The following is an 18,962-nucleotide window of genomic DNA, read 5'->3' as shown; positions in this document are numbered from 1 at the left end:
AATATATAAAGCCCATGTCTTAATGATTTTATCCATTAAGACATGGGCTAAATCCTTTATATGGTTCGGAGATTGCGGCGATGAAAGGGAATCGGGATAGCTTTTTTCAGTCGGAAAGACCAGAGATACATATGAGATACCGGCATAGCATAAATGCGTTGTATGGCATAAGCATACAGGTTCAGCTGAACTGCGTAATGAGCAATTAGCTCTTCTTCGGTTCTGGCAAAATCGGTCTTGTAATCGATGATAATCAGCTTATCGTCCTGTTCCAACAGGCAGTCAATAACACCCTGAAGGAAAATGTTTTCCTCTGGTTCGCAGGACTCATAAAACAGTTGCGCAGGAAGAAGAATGGAGAATGGCAGTTCCTTTCGAACAAGAGAGGTTCTGGCCATTTTTCCCAGCGGGCCATGAAGAAAGGCAAGGATATCCTGAACCGGGGAATGGAATCCGGAACGGGAAAGGATGGCTTTTTCTTCGTCATCGGTGAGGATATTACGTTCATGCAGCGTGTGAATTTCCTCACGGAGAGAGTCAGACGACGGATAGTCCGTCTTAAAATCCAGGTATTGCATAACCTTATGCATGAGGGTACCATAAGCCGCCCCGTGGGTGCCCAGGCGGTCTTTGGCAAGAAAGGCCGGTTCCTCCGTAAAACCGGAAGGGAGGTATGTCTCTTCTTCGGTAAGTTCTTCTGTAAGTACCACTGACTGCGGTTCCTCTTCATTTTGATCAAATAACATACGGGCGGCTGCAGTGGCCGTAATTTTTGCCGGTGTGCTGATAGAGCCGGGGTGAGGATACTTCCAGGATAAGGTGTTTTCTGTCCACGGTGGAACCGGACCAGAGCGTGACAGATAGTCCTTTAGCATGGCATCTATATCCTTTGCGTCATCTTTCTCATGGCTGTCGTCAGATATCAGCTCCGGGAGGAGATCTTCAGGAGAAATGATATGAATGGCAAACTGCGGAGGCGTGTCGGATTCGTCTTCATATATCGGTATGGAGGATATTATGTCCCAGAAGGTAGCCATGGAGCGGCTTACTGCTGCAGCCGGTACAATCCAGTCCATATAACAGGTAGCTGAAGTTATAGTATGCAGAGGCATTCTGTGGTAGCCGGCATTAGGAACCGTGGTGCGCGCATGCAGCGGTATGCTCCATTTTTTCATCGTAGTCTTCACGTCTTTTACGGTGCCGGTGATAATCAGCTTATCTCTGGCCCGTGTCATGGCTACGTAGAGGAGGCGCGCTTCTTCCGATAGATTTTCTCGCTGCATGGTGTGTTTTAACAGGTACCAGTAGAGCGTAGGCCAGCGCAGTTTATGTTCTTCATCAAAATACTGGAATCCTATTCCCTCTGTCTTGTGCAGCAGAGCTGACTGATGCAGGTCATCCGTGTTGAACTGACAGGCGGCGTCGGCAAGAAATACCACAGGAAATTCCAATCCCTTACTCTTATGGATTGTCATAATCTGCACCGCATCGGTCTCTGTCTGTACAGAAGAAGCGGATAGTTTTTTGCGATCTTTTGACAGACGATGAAGCGTGTCCAAGAATCCATACAGGCCATTATTCCTGCTGTTATCCCAGGCGAGGGCCTTTTGATAGAATGCTTCAACGTGGGCAGCCCGGAAGTTGCCTTCCGGCAGGGCGGCAATGTAAGGCAGATATTCTGTGTCATCCAGAATGGTGCGGAGTAGCGGAGCCACTCCGTTTCGCCTGGAAAGGGAACGCCATTTATTAAATAATTTCAGGAAGGCCGCTACCTTTTCCTGTTTTACCGACGGCAGTGGGGATTCTGCTTTTATGAGAACGTCAAAAAGGCAGGGGGAAACCGGGGATTGCATACTGTCTCTGGTCAGGGCAAGATGGGCTAAATCCTGTTCATCCAGTCCGACCAGGGAAGAACGGAGGATTGCCGTCATGGGGATATCCCAGCGCGGGTTGTTCAGAATCTGCAGAAGTGACCAGAGATGACGCACTTCCACGGTTTCCAGAAAATCATCACTCTGATCACAGATGGCAGGAATCCCTGCATTCTGCAGTGTGCGGACCAGATAACCGGCTTTGGTGCTGATGGAACGCATAAGAATGACTATATCCTTATAGGAAACCGGTTGTATTTCCCCGGCTTTATTGCGTATAGTCAGCCCTCTGGTGAGCATATCCTTTATGCGGTGGGCAATGTGCACACCTTCCAGTTCTATGCGCTGTACATCCTGCATCTCATCGGCCTCTGACTCATCCATATCCTTTGTGGCCGGCTTTTCCAGGATATCAATGTCTATAGTGCCACCCACGTACGTTTTATCGGTGCAGGTGCTTCTTCCTGGATACAGAGCTTCTGACTTACCATAGTTCAGTTCCAGACTGTCTTCAAACATGATCTGGCGGAAAATAAAGTTAATACCATAAAGGATGGATGGGTCACTTCTGAAATTGCGGTTCAGATCGATCCGAAGATTCTGGGATCCGGTTTCTGCAACATAGTCCTTATATTTATCATAGAAAATCGTAGGATCAGCTAAGCGGAACCGATAGATACTCTGTTTGATATCGCCGACCATAAACCGATTATGACCGGAGCTCAGCAGGGCGGTAATGGTTTCCTGTACATTATTTGTATCCTGGTATTCGTCAATCATCACTTCTGTATAATTCTTTCGAAGTTCCAGGGCAGTTATGGAAGGAAATAGCTGAGCTCTGGATGGTGTAAAGCCACTGGCTTTCTGATCAACCAGAAGGGTCAGGGCATAGTGCTCTGTGTCACTGAATTCCAGAATACCTTCCTCCTGCTTCTTCTGCATGTAAGCGTCGTGAAAATCCTGTGTCAGCCTGGCAAGGACACGGATAAGAGGAGCGGTTTCCCGCATCTGCGAAATCCAGGCCTTTTCCGGGATAGAGAAGAAAGACTGAAGTGAGGCAAAAGCCTTTTTTATTTTTGTCCGGGCATCACTTACAGCATCCTTTATATTTTTTATTTCATCCGGGTTATCCATATTTCCCAGGCGGATGGCCGGCAGACGGGGAGTGAAGGAAACAGACTGGATTCTGGTCTGCCAGTCATGCCAGGTGGAGGATTCGGCCAGCAGATTCAGCTGAGTGTATTCCTGCGTTAGTGGCTCAATGTATTTCTGGAGCTGGGAGGCATATGGCTGCAGAGCATCGAACAGGAGGCGGTAATTATCACACCAGGAGGTGACCTGAATGCGGGCATCCTGCAGGAGAATATCTGTCCAGTCCAGGTCAGACAAGGTTGTGTCCGGAGCCAGCTCATAGGCATCTGCCAGATGGGAAAGCCAGATTTCCGGAAAAGCCATAGACTGGGAAAAGGAATCCAGCTTCATGATAATCTGACGCAACTGCCCATCCTGATACCGGCTGGCAAGCATATCGGAAAGCTTTATAAAATCTGGTTCCTTTTTTTCGTACCACCGGAGCAGAACATCAGAAAGGACATCCTGCTTCATCAGATACAGTACTTCGGAATCACTTTCAATCCTGTATCGGGGGTCCAGCGGGATGCGGTAAAAATACTGCTTAATCAGAGTCTGACAGAATGAATCAATAGTGGAAATATGGGCACTGCCCATCAGGGCCAGCTGATGGCTCACATGGGAAGAAAGAGCCTCCTTTCCCTCTTTTTCTGCATTTTCCAGTACTCTGGTCAGTGCGTCAGTAATGCGGGTGCGCATCTCGGAAGCAGCTGCTTTGGTAAAAGTAAGGACAAGCAGACTGGTAATGTTTACCGGGTGTTCCACATCGCAGACCATGCGGATAATACGTTCGACCAGTACCGCTGTTTTCCCGCTCCCTGCAGCAGCAGAAAGCAGAAGATTCCGGTCACGGGAAGTGATGGCTGATTCCTGTTCTTCTGTCCATCTGACATTACTCATTATTCTTTCTCCTTTCAATTTCCTCATCCAGTTGTTGCTTTACGTCGCGGTCACTCATTGAGGTTATCCATTCCGGTTTGTCACCCAGTTTACGGTCGAAACGGCATATGCTCTTATAAGGACAGTAATCACATGGGTTACGCTTGTCCAGACGGGCAGGCCTGATAGGGATATCTCCGCTGGCAATATGTTCATGAAGTTTTCCCATTATCTGGGTAACTTTTTCTTCCAGAATGGAAAATTCCTCCCGGGTGAGCAGCTTTCCACTTTTTGCAATCTTGCCGGTCTTAGTTCGCTTGACTGGAATAAAAGGGGCATCCTCAGAATCAGGAAAAAAAGCGTGATCCAGATTCTGAATGATTTCTTCGTCCTGATTAAAATAACCGCTCATAAAATGAGCCGCCTTGTCGGGCATTTCATCAAGTTCATCAGGGGAAGAAGGAACAGAGGCAGACAGCGCGGTATCGCCGGAAATATAAATATAAAGAATGGCCGCCGGAAGCAGGGCGTTTTTCGATTCTCTGAGTACAGCCAGGAGGTATACGATAAGCTGAAGGTGATATCCAATCAGCATAGAATACAAATTGGCTGTGGTGCTGCCGGTTTTATAATCAGCAATTACGGCAGCATTATCACAGGTGTCCATACGATCGATGGTACCTCGCAGTGTGAAAAGTCTGCCCAGATCATCCTGCAGATGCAGTGAGAATTGTTTTTCAAGCATCTGCGTATTAAATGAACTCTGACGGCTCCAGTTACGCAGTCGCTTCAGTGTACGGGAGAACGCATCATTTAATGCATGTTCTGTATAGGCCTGCGCAGCATCCGACCGGAGGATTCCGTGCTTGATGCGAGGTGCGATTTCTCCGGCTATCTGCGTAGACAGGGACTGGATATCCTTGTCGGATACATCACGCCACTGCTGTGCGCTCTGCTTCAGTCTGTCGCCAAAATTGTGAAGTCCTGCATGAAGATAATTTCCGAAATCCCGGGCGTCCAGATCCGACTGATCGACCGGTTTCAGATGCAGCCCCTTTTCCAGATAATAACGATAGGGGCATTTCCGATAGGATTCAAACTGAGAGATGGATCCGGTAAAGTGACCATTTTTCATGAACAGGCGGGAGGCCAGAGGCTGTCCAAGGGCAGAGGCATGGTTAGAATAGGAAAATGCGCGCAGCCTGTCCTGCAGTTGTCCCTGGTGGGAAGGATGGCTGTGCACCCAGTTGCGCAGAGCCGTCCATACGGATGTTTCTGACGGTACGGTATATGGCTGATGGGCAATTCCCTGTCGGAGGATTTCAGGGAAAAGAGAAAGGGCCTGGTCCGGATTGGAAATAAAGGAGTGGTCTTCGGTATAGCTGTCGGGGGCGGCAGCTGACTCGATGGTCTGCACGTATCCACGGCGCAGTATGTTTTTCAGAAGATAGGAAGGCGCAAGCTCCTTGCCATCACTGCCGGTGAGGCTGCATGACAACACAAGGCTGTCAGAAGCACGGGTCAGGGCCAGATAGACATAAAACTGTTCCTGGTAAATCTGGCGCATCATGTCAGGCCCCAGGGAAATTCCCATTTCATTCTGAATATGCTGTTTTTCCCTTTCCGTGATAAATCCTGTGTCATCAATGCGGCATGGGAATTTTCCTTCATTGATACCTGGGACAAATACCATTTTCCCTTCCGAGGCATATCCACGTTCAATCGTAGTGACCGTGACATGATCCAGCGTAGGAGGAATCATGGAATAGGTTAAAGAGGACAAACCGTCTTCTGCCATGGCAAGGAAATCTTCCGGAGTGATGGCATCATTTCCTGTGACATGGACTATTTCATCAAGCAGTGCTATTGTTTTTTTCCACACCTGTACACTCGGGCGCTGACGGGATATTTTAAATTCTTCGTCATCCCAGGCGCTGAGTGCTTCAGGAATTTTCATATGGATAAGCCATTGGTAAAGAAGGGTGCACTTATCCTTTACCGAAACACTGGCCTTCCAGGATTCAGCGAGAGGATTCAGGACAGACAGAAGACGTGACCGGAGCTCATTCATAACGGCCTGCTCTGCTTTTTCTTTTTCAGTTATGGTTTCTGTATCCGAATCTACAGAATAGGCAGTGTGAAACTGCCATTCCTTTTTCCATTGCCCGGGCCGGATTCCGTTTTTCAGTACAAAGGATTCCAACATGTCCACTTCACTGGCAGAGAGCGCGGTAAACAGATCGTTTTTCAGAAGCCGGAACAGACGGTTTCTGCTCCAACCGCGTCCGGCATGCGTGGATTCAGCCGTAAGGAACTGAAGCAGGGCGGAAAGAAGAAGGATGAGCGGGTGGTTGTTCATGGATTCTCTGTAATCAAAGAAGGCAGGAATCTTATACTGGTGGAATTTTCTGATGAGTACATCCATATAATCTTCCGGATTGCGCAGAAGCACCAGTATGTCCCGATAACGCAGTTTCTGAGATTTTACGGCAAATACAATCCACCGCGCGATTTCATCCGCTTCTCTGGTGGTATCGGCAGCGGTCAGTATATGGATATCCTGAGAAGGAACCGGTCTGGCTGTGGCATAAGGGGATGTCAGACAGTCACGGGTAAACTGACGCATGCCCGGCGAATGGAAACGGGGAGCCTGGGACAGCGTGGTACCATATGACCCCGGATATCTTTCCATCAGCATGGAATACAAGTGATAGGGTCTGTTCCATACCGGAAGGGAAGCCGCTGTTTCCGGGCTGTCCATGGACAGGGTGAGCGTAACCTGACGGGCATGTTCAATGAGTGCGTACACAATCTGCACTTCCTGCGGGGTCATTCCGTTAAATCCGTCAATCCAGATTTCAGAGGATGCGATAAGCGATGATCTGGGAATTTCGTGAATCAGCAGGTCATAGGGAGAACCCTGATAATTAAAATGACTGGCAAGGTACTGATGATACAGGGAGTACAGATGACAGGTATCTTTCAGTTTAAGGCCAAGCGGCGTGTTTCCTTCCGCTTCTGCCATAGAAGCCAGCCGGTCCTCTGTAATAAGGTACGTGTCCAGTTCATGGAAAAAAGCCGTCATGGATTCAGCAAAATGACGTTTTTCAGAAGCTCGGGCAATGACGTGGAATTCCGACCGGTGTTCAGAAAGTATACGGGACAGTACCAGCTGCTGGCCCAGCGGAGGCAATGTTTCACTTACGCTGGAATGCATTTCCTGAAATATACGGTAGCCAAGCCGGGAAAAACCGGAAACTGAGGCCCGGGTAAATCCATGCGCGGGCATATGGGCAGCCAGCATGGATTCGGCGCGGTATGTTCCCTGGTCAGGAACAAGAAAAATGGCCTGATGTTCCGGGGACTGCATCAGATAGTCCTTTATTTCATTGCAGCAGGTGTTGGTTTTTCCACTGCCGGCAGGTCCAAAAATAAAACGAAGTCCCATAGCAACCTCCTGTACGGGAATAGAGAATTCTAATCAGTTTTATAATCACGTTATGTTTCTATCTGTCATATATGCTATTATACATGATAGAACATTTGTATGCAGTGATGGGGACTTCCTGAAAGTGCCGTCATATCGGAAAATATTATGGTTAATTTCAGGCAGCAGAGGGAAAAATATCAATTTGCCTATTGTCAGAATTATCAATTATGGTTTAAAATAAAAGTGTATGAGTGATTGGCAGATAACATCTGTGATATAGAAGAAATGGGCGAAGGGGGTAAAATAGTATGAGATATATGTATCCTGCTATTTTTACTTGTAAACGGGATAAACATATGATTGTGGCGGATTTTCCAGATATAGCCGGATGCCGGGCTTATGGGCATACCATGGAAGAAGCGATGGAAAGCGCACGTGTGGCCTTATGCCGCACTTTGTTGGAATTGGAAGAACGGAGTGAATTTTTTCCGCCGCCCTCAGACTCCACGCTGCTCAGACTGCAGAATCGCGGATGCACCATCTGTGTAGTGGTGGCCGATACCCGTCATATTCGTCTGGACCGAGAACTGAGAATGAAAGAAGCAGCTAGTTGGAATCAGAAAAAACATGCGGTATCCCACGGAAGCCGCCTGCAGCATCTTTTTGAATTCAAAGGCTGATATGAGTAAAAAGGAAAGACCATGGACATGTGTTCATGATCTTTTTTATTTTATCTTTATTAATGAAACTACCATATGTTGTGTATGCTGTAAAATCGAATTGACATATTTGGTAGGGAATGATATGATGATGGCATAATTTAAAGGAACTGCAGGACTGACGGATACAGTGGAATCAACCACGTGGACTGCAGAATCTGGTATTGCCGACCGTCTGGGCTGAAGAGGCTCAGGCGTTTTTTATTGGCCGGTGCCTCTTCAAGGACTTTCAGGAGGTAGCGGAATGAAACGAAACAGATGGCTGATCGCTTTATCAGCAGTGGGCATACATATCTGCATTGGCAGCGTATATGCCTGGAGTGTACTTACCAAGCCGGTTATGGCAGCTATGGGATTATCTCTGGGACAGACAACATGGGCATTTTCTATTGCCATTCTTTTCCTGGGGCTGTCGGCAGGGTTCCTTGGTGGTTTTGTGGAGCGCATGGGGCCTTCCCGCTCTGGCCTGCTTTCGGCATGTTTCTTTGCCCTGGGGATGCTGGGAACCGGTTATGCCATATCAGTGAAGAGCACGCCTCTGCTGTATCTGTTTTACGGATTTATCGGAGGGATTGGTCTGGGAACCGGATATATTACTCCGGTATCCACTCTGGTCAAGTGGTTTCCAAGGCACAGAGGATTTGCCACTGGTATGGCCATCATGGGATTTGGATTTGCCGCACTGATTGCCGGACCGGTTATGCAGCATCTTACGGCCGCCTATGGACTGGTCAATAATTTTCTGATTATGGGATGTGTATATTTTGTGATTATGTGCGCGTCCGCATCGTATCTTCGTCCTCCGCGCAAGGGGGAAATCGAGCAGTCCCTGGAAGATGTACTGAAGGAAGAAGCGGCCCGGGGGAATAAGCGGACCATGCTGGGACCGCAGATGACACGCCGTGAAGCGCTTCATACGTGGAAATTTTATGCGCTGTGGTGGATTTTCTTTACCAATATTACCTGCGGTATCGGGCTTCTGGCGGTAGCTTCGCCTATGGCTCAGGAAGTAATTGGTATGACTCCGGCGCAGGCCGCGTCCCTGGTAGGGATTATCGGGGTAGTCAATGGCGGCGGACGTATCGTATGGTCCACTGTCTCTGATTGGATTGGCCGTGGGGTGACTTATCTGGTGTTCTTTGCGTTGGAAGTAGCAGCCTTTTACGCGCTGTCAGTCACTACAGAAGGCCTGATATTCCAGGCACTGGTGCTTTTGATTATCAGCTGCTATGGCGGTGGATTTTCCTGTATGCCTGCCTTCCTGTCTGATATTTTCGGGGTACGGCAGCTGGCATCCATTCACGGCAGCATTCTCACCGCATGGGGGATTGCCGGTGTGGCTGGTCCGGTCATTCTAGCGGCGATGAAGGAAAACACCGGTGGCTATACGGCCACTTTGCAGCTGTTTGCCTGTCTTCTCGCTCTGGCGTTCCTCGTGTCGGCGGTCATTCAAATCAGCAATATGCGGATGAAGAAAAAATATGTCCTGCAGGAACAAACACCGGCAGAATAACAGGAAGTAATTAAAAACGGATGGTACGTACCGAAGAGGGGTACGTACCATCCGTTTTGACGTTATGAATTCAGCTTATCGATTTCCGCTCTGAAAAATCTGGCGCTGTTTTTCAGGGAATCACTGTGTGTCAGCAGATTTCCGCCTACGAGGAATATGGTATTGGCACCATAGACCTCATGCATGACTGGGAATAGCTGCCATTTCATTCCGCCGGCGGGAACTGGGAACATGGATTTTCTTCCGTTCATATCCATGCCGGCGGCCCTGGCGATGGACTGGCATTCTTCCCGGGTATAGGAGAAACGTCCGGAAAAACTGGTAAATACAGAAGCATCCGCACCGGACAGGCGCGCCAGCTGCCCGAAATAACAGAAAGGAGTGATGCCTGCCTCATCCGAAGCGGTAAGCGGGCCGGCAAAGCTTGGATGGAGAAACAGAGGAAGGGAAAAATCCGGGTTGGAAGACAGTCGGAAAAGCGGACCGAATCCACAGAGCCCCGGGGAAATCATCACGCCATCGGCGCCAAGTTCTCTGGCTTTCCAGGCACGTTGTATGGATTCTTCGCCATCCCCATTGCAGTTGGCCACATACAGGGCCCTGTTGCCGGAATCTTCATAGGCGGCATTTACCGCTTCTACACAGGCCCGCACCCTTTCTTCAAATGGAGCATAGGTCTGATTAAACAGGTTGTGGTCATCCTTAATGATAGAGCAGCCTCCGCAGGCCAGATCGTATACCATGCGGGCCAGCCGGCTGACCGGGGTTCCCAGCGGCTTAATGGCAGACATAAGAATCGGTCCCTGGTGGATTCCGGTAAGCTGTCGGATTCCATCCTGTCCGAAACGCGGGCCCGGGAATGTATGGTTCATTTCATCGGGGAGGCAGAAGGCTATGAGCCGTACGCCTTTCTGAAGGCTGGAGTTTCCGAAGAGCATGTTTATAAATTCCGTAAATTCGGCACCGACAGCTTCCGGGGTGTAGGAAATGACAGCCAGATAATGCTCCGGACCATCGGGAGAGAGCTGTTCTATTTTACCGACAATCGTATCCGCGATTGTCGTACCTTCCACCATGCAGTAGGGACATTCCACGGACTGTTCAATGGCAATATTCCATGCGGTGGCTTTTGCTTCATCCCAGGAACGGCTGTATATACGATAAATTACCATAAAGCGATGAGAAGTTTCACAGTCGGCATGCAGCTTTGCGAAATCAAGTGAATCCATTCTGACTCCTTTCAAAAAAGACTGTGAGGGTTCACAGTCTTTGGATGATAACAGGGTATGACCGGGAAATCAGGTCAGGTACCGGAATGATTATGTGCCTTGTAATAAGGGGTGGATTTATCCATGGCCGTATCGTTGGACAGCCAGTAAAGAGGGCGGTTTCTGGTTTCTTCCAGGATTTTCCCTACGTATTCCCCCAGAATACCCAGCCCCATAAGGTTGATACTTCCAAAAAGGGAAATCAGGATAGTCATGGTGGACCAGCCTGGAACGGCGGATCCGGTAATATAGCAGTAAATGACATGAAGGATCAGGAGCCCGCCAGCCAGTGCTGCAAGGATGCCTATATAGAAAGCCAGATGAAGGGGAATAGTGGAATTGGTGATTACACCATCCATAGCGAAATGCAGCATTTTCTTCATGGAAAATTTAGAGACTCCCGCATGACGTTTAGGTGCTTCAAATTCGATGGTTGTCTGTTTAAAGCCCATGCCGCCTACAATTCCCCGGATAAAACGGCTGTGTTCTCTGAAACGGCGGAATACCTGTATGGCTTTTTTATCCATAAGCCGGAAATCAGAACCACCGGGAACGATGGGGGTTTTTGAAATAGAGTTGATAAATGCATAATAACCGGATGAAGTCATTCTCTTTATGAAGCCAGCATCTTCTGTGGCAGTTCGGACGGTTTGCACAATATCAAATCCTTCTCGCCATTTTTCCAGAAGGACCGGGATAAGTTCCGGTGGATGCTGCATGTCTCCGTCCATAGTGATTACCGCATCGCCGCATGCCATATCCATACCGCAGGTGATGGCAATCTGATGTCCAAAATTGCGTGCAAATGTGAGGGCACGGACATGAGAATCCTTCTGGGCCAGCTGGTTGATAAGCATTTCGGTCTTGTCGCGTGAACCATCATTGACAAAGAGGAGTTCGTAGTCATACGATGTGTTTTTCATGACCTGGGTTACGGCATTGTAAAAAAAGACGATATTATCTTCTTCGTTATAAACAGGTGTGACGATAGATATCATGGCATTAATCCTTCCTTCGTTTGTTACTCTTTAGTATACCATTTACTGATTTCCCGGTCTAAATAAAAATAGAGGGACGGAAATTTCCGGCTGACTGATTATATTCGCATAGTTATAGTAACAGGGAGAATTAAAGAAATCTTAAAGAACAATTTAAGAACACCTTTCCAGCAGAAAACCGGGTATCGGCTGAGTGTTTTCACGCAATCAAAAAGGGCACAGCGCTGGCTGTGCCCTTTTCTGTGATTCCGGGATAGAGTTCCCGTATGCTTACTGAGCCTTATACTGGCCGTTTTCAATCTTCAGGAGTACCAGGTCAACGTCCGGGGTTCCCTTATTGTTGAAAGAAAGCGGACCGGTAGCCGAATTAAAGTTCTTGATATTGGCCATGGCATCACGAATCTTTGCAGTATCGGTGGTAGTACCTGCAGTTTCCATAGCTTTAGCCACATACTTCATGGCTACATAAGCGCAGGCTGCGAAATTATCAGGTTCCTGTCCATACTTAGCCTTGAACTTTTCAACGAAGTTTTTGGTTTCCGGATTATTTCTTTCCGGAGTCCACATAGAAGAAACATAAACGTTATTGGCGGCAGCACCGGCCATCTTGGTCAGCTCAGGGGACATAAATCCATTGTCGCCCAGTACCGGCTGATTCATTCCCATTTCGCGCATCTTCTTCAGAATGAGTGCGCCTTCCTGATAATAAGCGGCAACTACGACTACATCCGGCTTAGCCGCTTCAATCTTGGTGAGCTGTGCGGAGAAATCGCTGTCCTTATCAGCAAAGGTTTCTGTGTCTACAATCTTTACACCGGCAGCTTCCAGAGAACGTTTGAATACCTTGTAGGCAGAAACCTGATGTTCATTATTGGAAGAATAAAGAATAGCTGCGGTCTTATATCCCAGCTTTTCGTGGGTCTTATTTACTGTCTGCGGAATGTTTTCAGATTCCGGAACACAGACGCGGAACAGATAATTGGAATTATCGGTAGCGCCTTCAGCGGTGATGGCTACCCCGACCAGAGGAATTTTAGCCTGTTCAACCAGAGGGCTTACTGCCTTGTATTCAGAGGAAATGAGCGGTCCGATAAGTACAGACTTATGGTCACCAATCATTTTTTGAACCACATTAACTGCCTGGGAAACCTGTCCCTGGGTATCCTGTTCTTCTACCTCTAAATGAATCTTTCCTTCTTTATTTATTTCTTCAACTGCCAGGTTGAGCCCCTGTTGTTCAGACAGGCCATATCCTGCTACTGCACCGGTGGTGCCATTGATAAATCCTACTTTAGCTACATTGCTGCCAGATGCGGAGGAAGAATCTTCCTTGTTACCACAGCCGGAGAGCCCAGCAATGGCGCAGGCCACCATCATACTTACAGCTACACGCTTCATCCATTTTTTTCCCATGCTCATTGTTGAACCCCTCTTCTTTCGTTTTAATTGTCAGAATAGTTTATGGATATTGACTTTTCATGAAAAAAGCCTCTGGAAAGATTTCTCTTTCCAGAGGCGCCTGTGCGCGTTACCACTCTGATTTTTCACTCTGGCTAAGACTGGCCTCCGTTATGTGGTGGAATAATATAAACGCCCTTGTCCTGAATCGGACAAGGGCGACTCGCGCGTTACCACCTTGCATTGTACTTTGGCTATCCAGCACTGTTCCATAACGGGGAAGGCCGCCAGACCTGATTAATTTCAGCCTGGAAACTCTCGAGTGATTTATATGGGAGAAAGCACCGGTTTTCACCGCCCACCGGCTCTCTGAAGCTTCTGGACCCATAACGTCTCGTTCATCGTTTGTTTCATGTAAAAGTTGTACTAAGTATACAGGCAGCCTGATGTCCTGTCAACATAAAAACATTGAAATTTATAGAAATGTTATTTTATGATATAGGAAACTTGGGAAGATGTAAAAAAATACTGTGAATCTACAGCCTTTTGGTTGAACAAACAAAAGGAATATTCCCAGATATATTTCACAAAAATAAATATTTAAATTTATCGTTGACAGGGTAAGAGGGCAACGGTATAATACAAACAATCTCAAACGAGATAAGCGATGATCAGGGCAAAGTGATATGTGGAGATTACAGAGAGCCGGTGGATGGTGCAAACCGGTATTAAGCATATGACGAACTCTCCTGAGAGCTCCCAATCGAACCTGTAGTAGAGAGGGCGGCAATCCCCGTTACGGATAGGATTTTTTCAGAGTATAATGCAGGGTGGTACCGCGATATGTCGCCCCTGTCTGCCAGAGATGGCAGACAGGGGCTTTTTTGTATTCGTTTTACAGGAATATATGGCCGGTCGTACCCAGGCAAATATCTGCGATTCTGAAATATCCATGAGAAATAAATCAGGGTGGTACCGCGCAGAAGCGCCCCTGGCATGTTATAAAGGGCAGGATTTCTGCTTTTTGCATATTACCGGGAGGAATAATTATGAAATTTTCAAAGACAGTGAAAACAATCGGTGCCGCTATGATTATTGCAGCAGTGGCAGCAGGCATGACAGGCTGTGGAAACAAAGAGGGAGCTGCTTCTGGCAGCAATGATACAGCACAGATAGGATTTATCGCTGCACTGAGTGGCAGTGCATCAGCCTATGGGATTTCTCAGCAGGAAGGAATCAATATGGCTGCTGAAGAAATCAATAAGAGCGGATTTAAGGTAAATATTCAGACCGAGGATTCCAAAGGCGCTCCGCAGGATGCTATCAATGCAGCACAGAAAATGATGGGAAATCATGTTTCGGTTATCATTGGACCAATGACTTCCAATGAAGCTAAGGCGGTATGGCCGATGACACAGCAGGCAGGTATACCTACACTGGGGATTTCCATTACTGCGGAAGGTATGACGGATGGAGGCAATTATCTGTTCAGAAACTCCGTACCGGAATCGATGAACATACCACAGACGGTAAAGAAAACGCATGCTATGCTGGGATATAAGAATGTAGCCATTCTCTATGCTAATGATAATGAACAACATGTAACGGCGGAAAAATACTTCGAACAGGCGCTGAAGGCAGAAGGAGTCAACATTGTAGCTAAAGAGACTTTTGCAAGTAAGGATAGTGATTTCTCTGCTCAGCTGACCAATATTCAGGGGAAGAATCCGGATGCAGTAGTCATTTGCTCTCTGTACCAGGAAGGGGCATTGATTCTGAAGAAGATGCGTGAAATGGGTATGAATCAGCCAGTACTGGGTGACAATGGATTCGTTTCCCCTGAACTGGGAAAACTGGCCGGAAAGGCAGCTGACAATGTGTATGTTTCCTCTATGTGGTCTCCAAATCGCAATGATGAAAAGACCAAGGCATTTGTGGCCAACTACACTAAGAAGTATGGTCATGCACCGGATCAGTTTGCAGCCGGGGCCTATGATGGAGTATACATGGTAGTAGACGCTATGAAGAGGGCCGGCACAACAACCGACAAGGCTAAGATTCGCGATGCTATGGCCCAGATGAAAAATTTCAACGGGGTTTGCGGCACTTTCAGCTTTAATGAAAAGCGTGATCCGGTAGTTGATCTGGTATTGCTGAAGATGAATGATGGAGTTTTCCAGGCAGCTAACTGATTAACAATAAAAAAGAAAAAGGAGTCCATAGGGGCTCCTTTTTGTATTGGCAGAATTCAATGGATGACATTGACTGTAATGGGTAAAATCTATATAATGTTCTTAATACAGAAAATAGATAGCATGCTTTCTATTTTGAAAGGGGAATGTAAAATGAATAAGAAATTAATTGCACTGTGTGCGACAGGGTTATTGATGGCTTCTGCTGTAACAGTACATGCAGAAGATACCATGCATACTATTTATACTACCGGGACTGCCAAAATCACTATTCCTGCGGATATGGCTACTTTCCAGGTTACGGTGGATTCCCGTGCGGACAATGCCAGTGCAGCCTCTTCGGCTAATGCGATGACTATGGCTAAAGTCAGACGAGCAGTAATTGCGGCAGGAGCCAACGTGTCCCGTCTGGAAACCACTGGTTACAGTGTAAGTCCGGAATATCGGTATGAAAAGAACGGAAAATCGGTGCTTACCGGATACAGGGCGCATAATGTCCTGAAAGTACAGGTGGATAATGTACGGATTACAGGGAAAGTGATGGATGCTGCAGTAGATGCCGGAGCAAGTTACGTTGATTCGGTATCGTTTGGGCTGAAAGATCCGGCGATGTATCAGGATCGTGCACTGGCCATTGCTACCAAATCGGCACTGCGCAAGGCCACTGTTATGGCACAGGCCGTAGGAAAGCGGGTTATTTCCACCGTTTCTCTCTATGATCAGAGCAACAACGAAGAGCCGACAGTTCAGTACAGAACTATGAAGCTGGCCGCTGCAGACAATGCGGCTGTGCGTCAGGAAACCTCACTGGAACCGACAGAACAGGACATTACAGCTTCTGTAGGGGCTACCTTCCAAATTAACTGAAATCAGGAAAACCGGTTCAGTAAATGAAAACAGGGCAGGGAAAATGAAAGAACATTTTCCCTGCTTTGTTTTATATACAGTGAGCGGTATGATATGAAGAGGACAGACTGCGGAATGCAGAGAAAGAAGGGAAGGATTATGGTCTATAAGATTAAGAAACACATACCTGAAAGTGAAGCGCTGGTGGAACGGGACAGGAAAGTTATTGCCACATGTCAGCACTTATCATCCTATCCCTTTGTCATTGACCGGGCACGGGGAGAAATGCTGACTGATGTAGATGGAAATGAATATATAGATTTTCTTTCCAGCGCCTCTTCACTGAATCTGGGGAGTGCTAATGTACATATTAATCAGGCGATTAGGGAACAGCTGGAGAAATGTACGCAGTATAATGGCGGATATTCGTATAATGAACCGATGATATCCTATGCCGAACGGCTGGTTTCCAGATATCCGGGCGGTGTAAAGGCTAAAATCTGCTATGGAAACTGCGGGTCAGACTGTAATGACGCGGCGGTGAAGTTTGCCCGTGCCTATACTGGCCGTACGAAGATTATTACTTTTATTAACGGATATCATGGAAATACCTACTGTGCCAGCACAATGACGACATGCACTCCACGTATGCATGCGAAGATGGGGCCATTTATGCCGGAAATTTATCATTTTCCGTTTTTCGGTACGGATGTAAGCGATGAAATCGCAGAGAGAGAAGGTACCAGAGCGATAGAAGAAGCTTTTCAGCTCTATATGCCGGCTGATGAAGTGGCAGCGGTTATTATCGAACCAATTCAGGGGGATGCGGGGATTCTGCCGGCTCATCCCATATTTATGAGAAAGCTTTATGACTTATGCAAAAAGAATGGAATTCTGTTTATTTCAGAAGAAGTGCAGCAGGGATTCTGGAGAACCGGAAAGTTTTTTGGCATTGAACATTATCAGGGAATTATTCCAGATGGTATCATCATGGGAAAATCCATAGGTGGAAGTCTGACACTGGGGGCCTTTATGGCACGGGAGGAAATTATGAATTCTCTTCCGGCGCCGGCACATGTCTTTACTCTGAGTGGCAATGCTCTGGCCTGTGCAGCTGGAAGGGCAGCCTTTGATTATTATGAGACGGATGAGTTCCAAAATATCCTGAAAAATAATTCCTGCCAGATTGTAGACGAAATGAAGGAATTAAAGAGAAAACATCCGGAGACAGTGGATTCTTTCCGCGGGTTGGGAATGTCCCAGGGGATTCTGATTGTGAAAAAGGACTCTGAGGGATGTAAGGTACCGGATGTGGATGGGGTATTTAAAATTATTTTCAGAGCTTATGAAAAAGGGCTCATACTGATTACGCTGGGGCTAAATGTACTGAGGATTCAGCCGCCGCTCAATATCCGGCCGGAAAAGCTGCATGAAGGATTTGTTATTCTTGATGAGGCGATTACAGACCTTGAAGAGGGAAATATTCCAGACGAAGTGCTGAGCTATCGGCATGGCTGGTAAGCATAATCTTCCGTTTCTGGAAATGAAAAAGGATGCTTTCTGTACTCATATGTGGTACAGAAAGCATCCTTTTCAAGTTCTTATTTCCAGAGAAGAATATCTTCTTTTTTTCTCTTAGGAACATAATAATTGCGTTGTTCATCTACGGTGTAGGCAGTGGAACCATCGGCAGGCATGTCGACTATGGTACTGGTATGATCCGGATACCCCAGCGCAAGTGCCAGTGCCGGCTGCCAGGTTGTCGGCACATTGCCGATGGCAGGAAGAATCTTTGGAAATTCAACATTTAAAAGGATACAGCTGCCTACCTGCTTCTCCCAGGCTCCAAGCTGCAGAGTCCGGGCAGCGATACCTATATCAATGCCGGCTGTGCGTGGGCTCATCCCTTCGGTGCAGATGATAATAAAAGCGGTTGGCTGTTCTCCCTCTGCCGGCTGTCCAATCTCCGGTGGAAGTGCAGCGGCAAAATGGAAGAATGGCTGTATGCGGGCCACGGTATCCTTGTCATTTACTACGATATACCGAAGAACCTGAGCGTTTCTGCCGGAAGGAGCAACGCGTACATCTTCTATAAGATTCTGCAGAAGTGTTTCAGGAACAGGAATCTGTTTGAAACGGCGAAACGTACGACATTCTGCACAGTATTTTGAAAACAATGAGTTCATTGCTACCTCCTTATATAAGCAGATCAGGTGATGTTATCTGGCTGCGACAGCTTCGATAACACAGAGCCCGCCGCCAGGAAGGGTCTTGGCAGCAAAGCAGCTTCTGGCCGGTTTGCTTACGAAATGCTTTCCATAGATTTCATTAAAGACTTTGAAATCAGCCATGTCGGCGAGGAAGCAGGTTGTTTTGATGACATTCATCATGGACAGTCCGGAAGCTTCCAGAATGGCTTCAATATTTTTGCAGGCCTGTTCTGCCTGAGCGGCAATGCCTTCCGGGAGTTTTCCTGTCTGGGGATCGATTCCGAGCTCACCAGCAGTGAATACGAATCCGTTGGCTTCATATGCCTGGGAATAGGGTCCAAGGGCTGCCGGAGCATTGTCAGAGTGAATAATTTTCATAACATCCTCCTAAAAATGACAAAATATTATAACATGGATATATTATAACGCATTTCAGAGAATGTCCCAAACGCAGAGAGGGCAGAACTGGCAAATAAAAAGATGCAGAACAACATATGTCGTTCTGCA

The 18,962-nt window shown here is 47.3% G+C and carries 12 protein-coding genes, 1 riboswitch and 1 other annotated feature; of the genes, 5 read left to right on the top strand and 7 right to left on the bottom strand.

Going from position 1 to position 18,962, the window contains the following annotated elements:
* Nucleotides 1-56: 56 nt before the first annotated feature.
* Both addA and BLQ79_RS00710 read right to left on the bottom strand, forming a co-directional pair.
* Nucleotides 57-3,902 carry a helicase-exonuclease AddAB subunit AddA gene (gene addA, locus BLQ79_RS00715; RefSeq protein ID WP_159427806.1) on the bottom strand — a complete coding sequence of 1,282 codons (3,846 nt, stop codon included), beginning with the start codon at nucleotides 3,900-3,902 and terminating at the stop codon, nucleotides 57-59.
* The gene (locus BLQ79_RS00710; protein ID WP_091362779.1) at nucleotides 3,895-7,329 is read right to left on the bottom strand and encodes a PD-(D/E)XK nuclease family protein; all 3,435 of its coding nucleotides are present in this window, start codon (nucleotides 7,327-7,329) and stop codon (nucleotides 3,895-3,897) included. Before BLQ79_RS00710 ends, addA begins: the two co-directional genes overlap by 8 nt.
* Nucleotides 7,330-7,619: 290 nt before the next feature.
* On the opposite strand from BLQ79_RS00710, the gene BLQ79_RS00705 reads away from it, so the two are divergent.
* Both BLQ79_RS00705 and BLQ79_RS00700 read left to right on the top strand, forming a co-directional pair.
* The gene (locus BLQ79_RS00705; RefSeq protein WP_091362776.1) at nucleotides 7,620-7,991 is read left to right on the top strand and encodes a type II toxin-antitoxin system HicB family antitoxin; all 372 of its coding nucleotides are present in this window, start codon (nucleotides 7,620-7,622) and stop codon (nucleotides 7,989-7,991) included.
* 143 nt (nucleotides 7,992-8,134) lie between these two features.
* Nucleotides 8,135-8,218: riboswitch (ZMP/ZTP riboswitch) on the top strand.
* 56 nt (nucleotides 8,219-8,274) lie between these two features.
* Entirely contained in the window at nucleotides 8,275-9,543 is a 1,269-nt protein-coding gene (locus BLQ79_RS00700) for an L-lactate MFS transporter (protein ID WP_091362774.1), read from the top strand.
* A gap of 62 nt (nucleotides 9,544-9,605) precedes the next feature.
* Here BLQ79_RS00700 and BLQ79_RS00695 read toward each other — a convergent pair whose 3' ends face one another.
* From BLQ79_RS00695 to BLQ79_RS00685, 3 genes are all read right to left on the bottom strand, one after another.
* Nucleotides 9,606-10,772: a RuBisCO large subunit C-terminal-like domain-containing protein gene (locus BLQ79_RS00695; protein ID WP_091362772.1), complete on the bottom strand. Its 1,167-nt coding sequence runs from the start codon at nucleotides 10,770-10,772 to the stop codon at nucleotides 9,606-9,608.
* A 74-nt stretch (nucleotides 10,773-10,846) separates the two neighbouring features.
* Entirely contained in the window at nucleotides 10,847-11,809 is a 963-nt protein-coding gene (locus BLQ79_RS00690) for a glycosyltransferase family 2 protein (RefSeq protein WP_200779794.1), read from the bottom strand.
* Nucleotides 11,810-12,079: 270 nt separating this feature from the next.
* Nucleotides 12,080-13,228, bottom strand: a complete 1,149-nt coding sequence (locus BLQ79_RS00685; protein WP_234944878.1) for an ABC transporter substrate-binding protein — start codon at nucleotides 13,226-13,228, stop codon at nucleotides 12,080-12,082.
* 637 nt (nucleotides 13,229-13,865) lie between these two features.
* Nucleotides 13,866-14,064: a binding site (T-box leader), on the top strand.
* A gap of 192 nt (nucleotides 14,065-14,256) precedes the next feature.
* On the opposite strand from BLQ79_RS00685, the gene BLQ79_RS00680 reads away from it, so the two are divergent.
* The 3 genes from BLQ79_RS00680 (at nucleotide 14,257) to BLQ79_RS00670 (ending at nucleotide 17,766) form a co-directional block, all read left to right on the top strand.
* Nucleotides 14,257-15,399, top strand: coding sequence for an ABC transporter substrate-binding protein (locus BLQ79_RS00680; protein ID WP_091362770.1), 1,143 nt, complete (start codon nucleotides 14,257-14,259; stop codon nucleotides 15,397-15,399).
* Between the two features lie 153 nt (nucleotides 15,400-15,552).
* Entirely contained in the window at nucleotides 15,553-16,266 is a 714-nt protein-coding gene (locus tag BLQ79_RS00675; RefSeq protein WP_159427805.1) for an SIMPL domain-containing protein, read from the top strand.
* Nucleotides 16,267-16,380: 114 nt separating this feature from the next.
* A complete protein-coding gene (locus BLQ79_RS00670) occupies nucleotides 16,381-17,766 on the top strand; it encodes an aminotransferase class III-fold pyridoxal phosphate-dependent enzyme (protein WP_234944877.1) in 1,386 nt (461 codons plus the stop codon).
* Nucleotides 17,767-17,846: 80 nt separating this feature from the next.
* Here BLQ79_RS00670 and BLQ79_RS00665 read toward each other — a convergent pair whose 3' ends face one another.
* Nucleotides 17,847-18,431 carry a nitroreductase family protein gene (locus tag BLQ79_RS00665; protein ID WP_091362766.1) on the bottom strand — a complete coding sequence of 195 codons (585 nt, stop codon included), beginning with the start codon at nucleotides 18,429-18,431 and terminating at the stop codon, nucleotides 17,847-17,849.
* Between the two features lie 33 nt (nucleotides 18,432-18,464).
* On the bottom strand, nucleotides 18,465-18,833 hold the full coding sequence (locus BLQ79_RS00660) for a Rid family detoxifying hydrolase (RefSeq protein ID WP_091362764.1): 369 nt from the start codon (nucleotides 18,831-18,833) through the stop codon (nucleotides 18,465-18,467).
* Between the last annotated feature and the right edge of the window lie 129 nt (nucleotides 18,834-18,962).

This window comes from Dialister histaminiformans (genome assembly GCF_900103425.1).
Lineage (GTDB): Bacteria > Bacillota > Negativicutes > Veillonellales > Dialisteraceae > Allisonella > Allisonella histaminiformans.
This window is presented reverse-complemented; position numbering and strand designations above follow the sequence as displayed.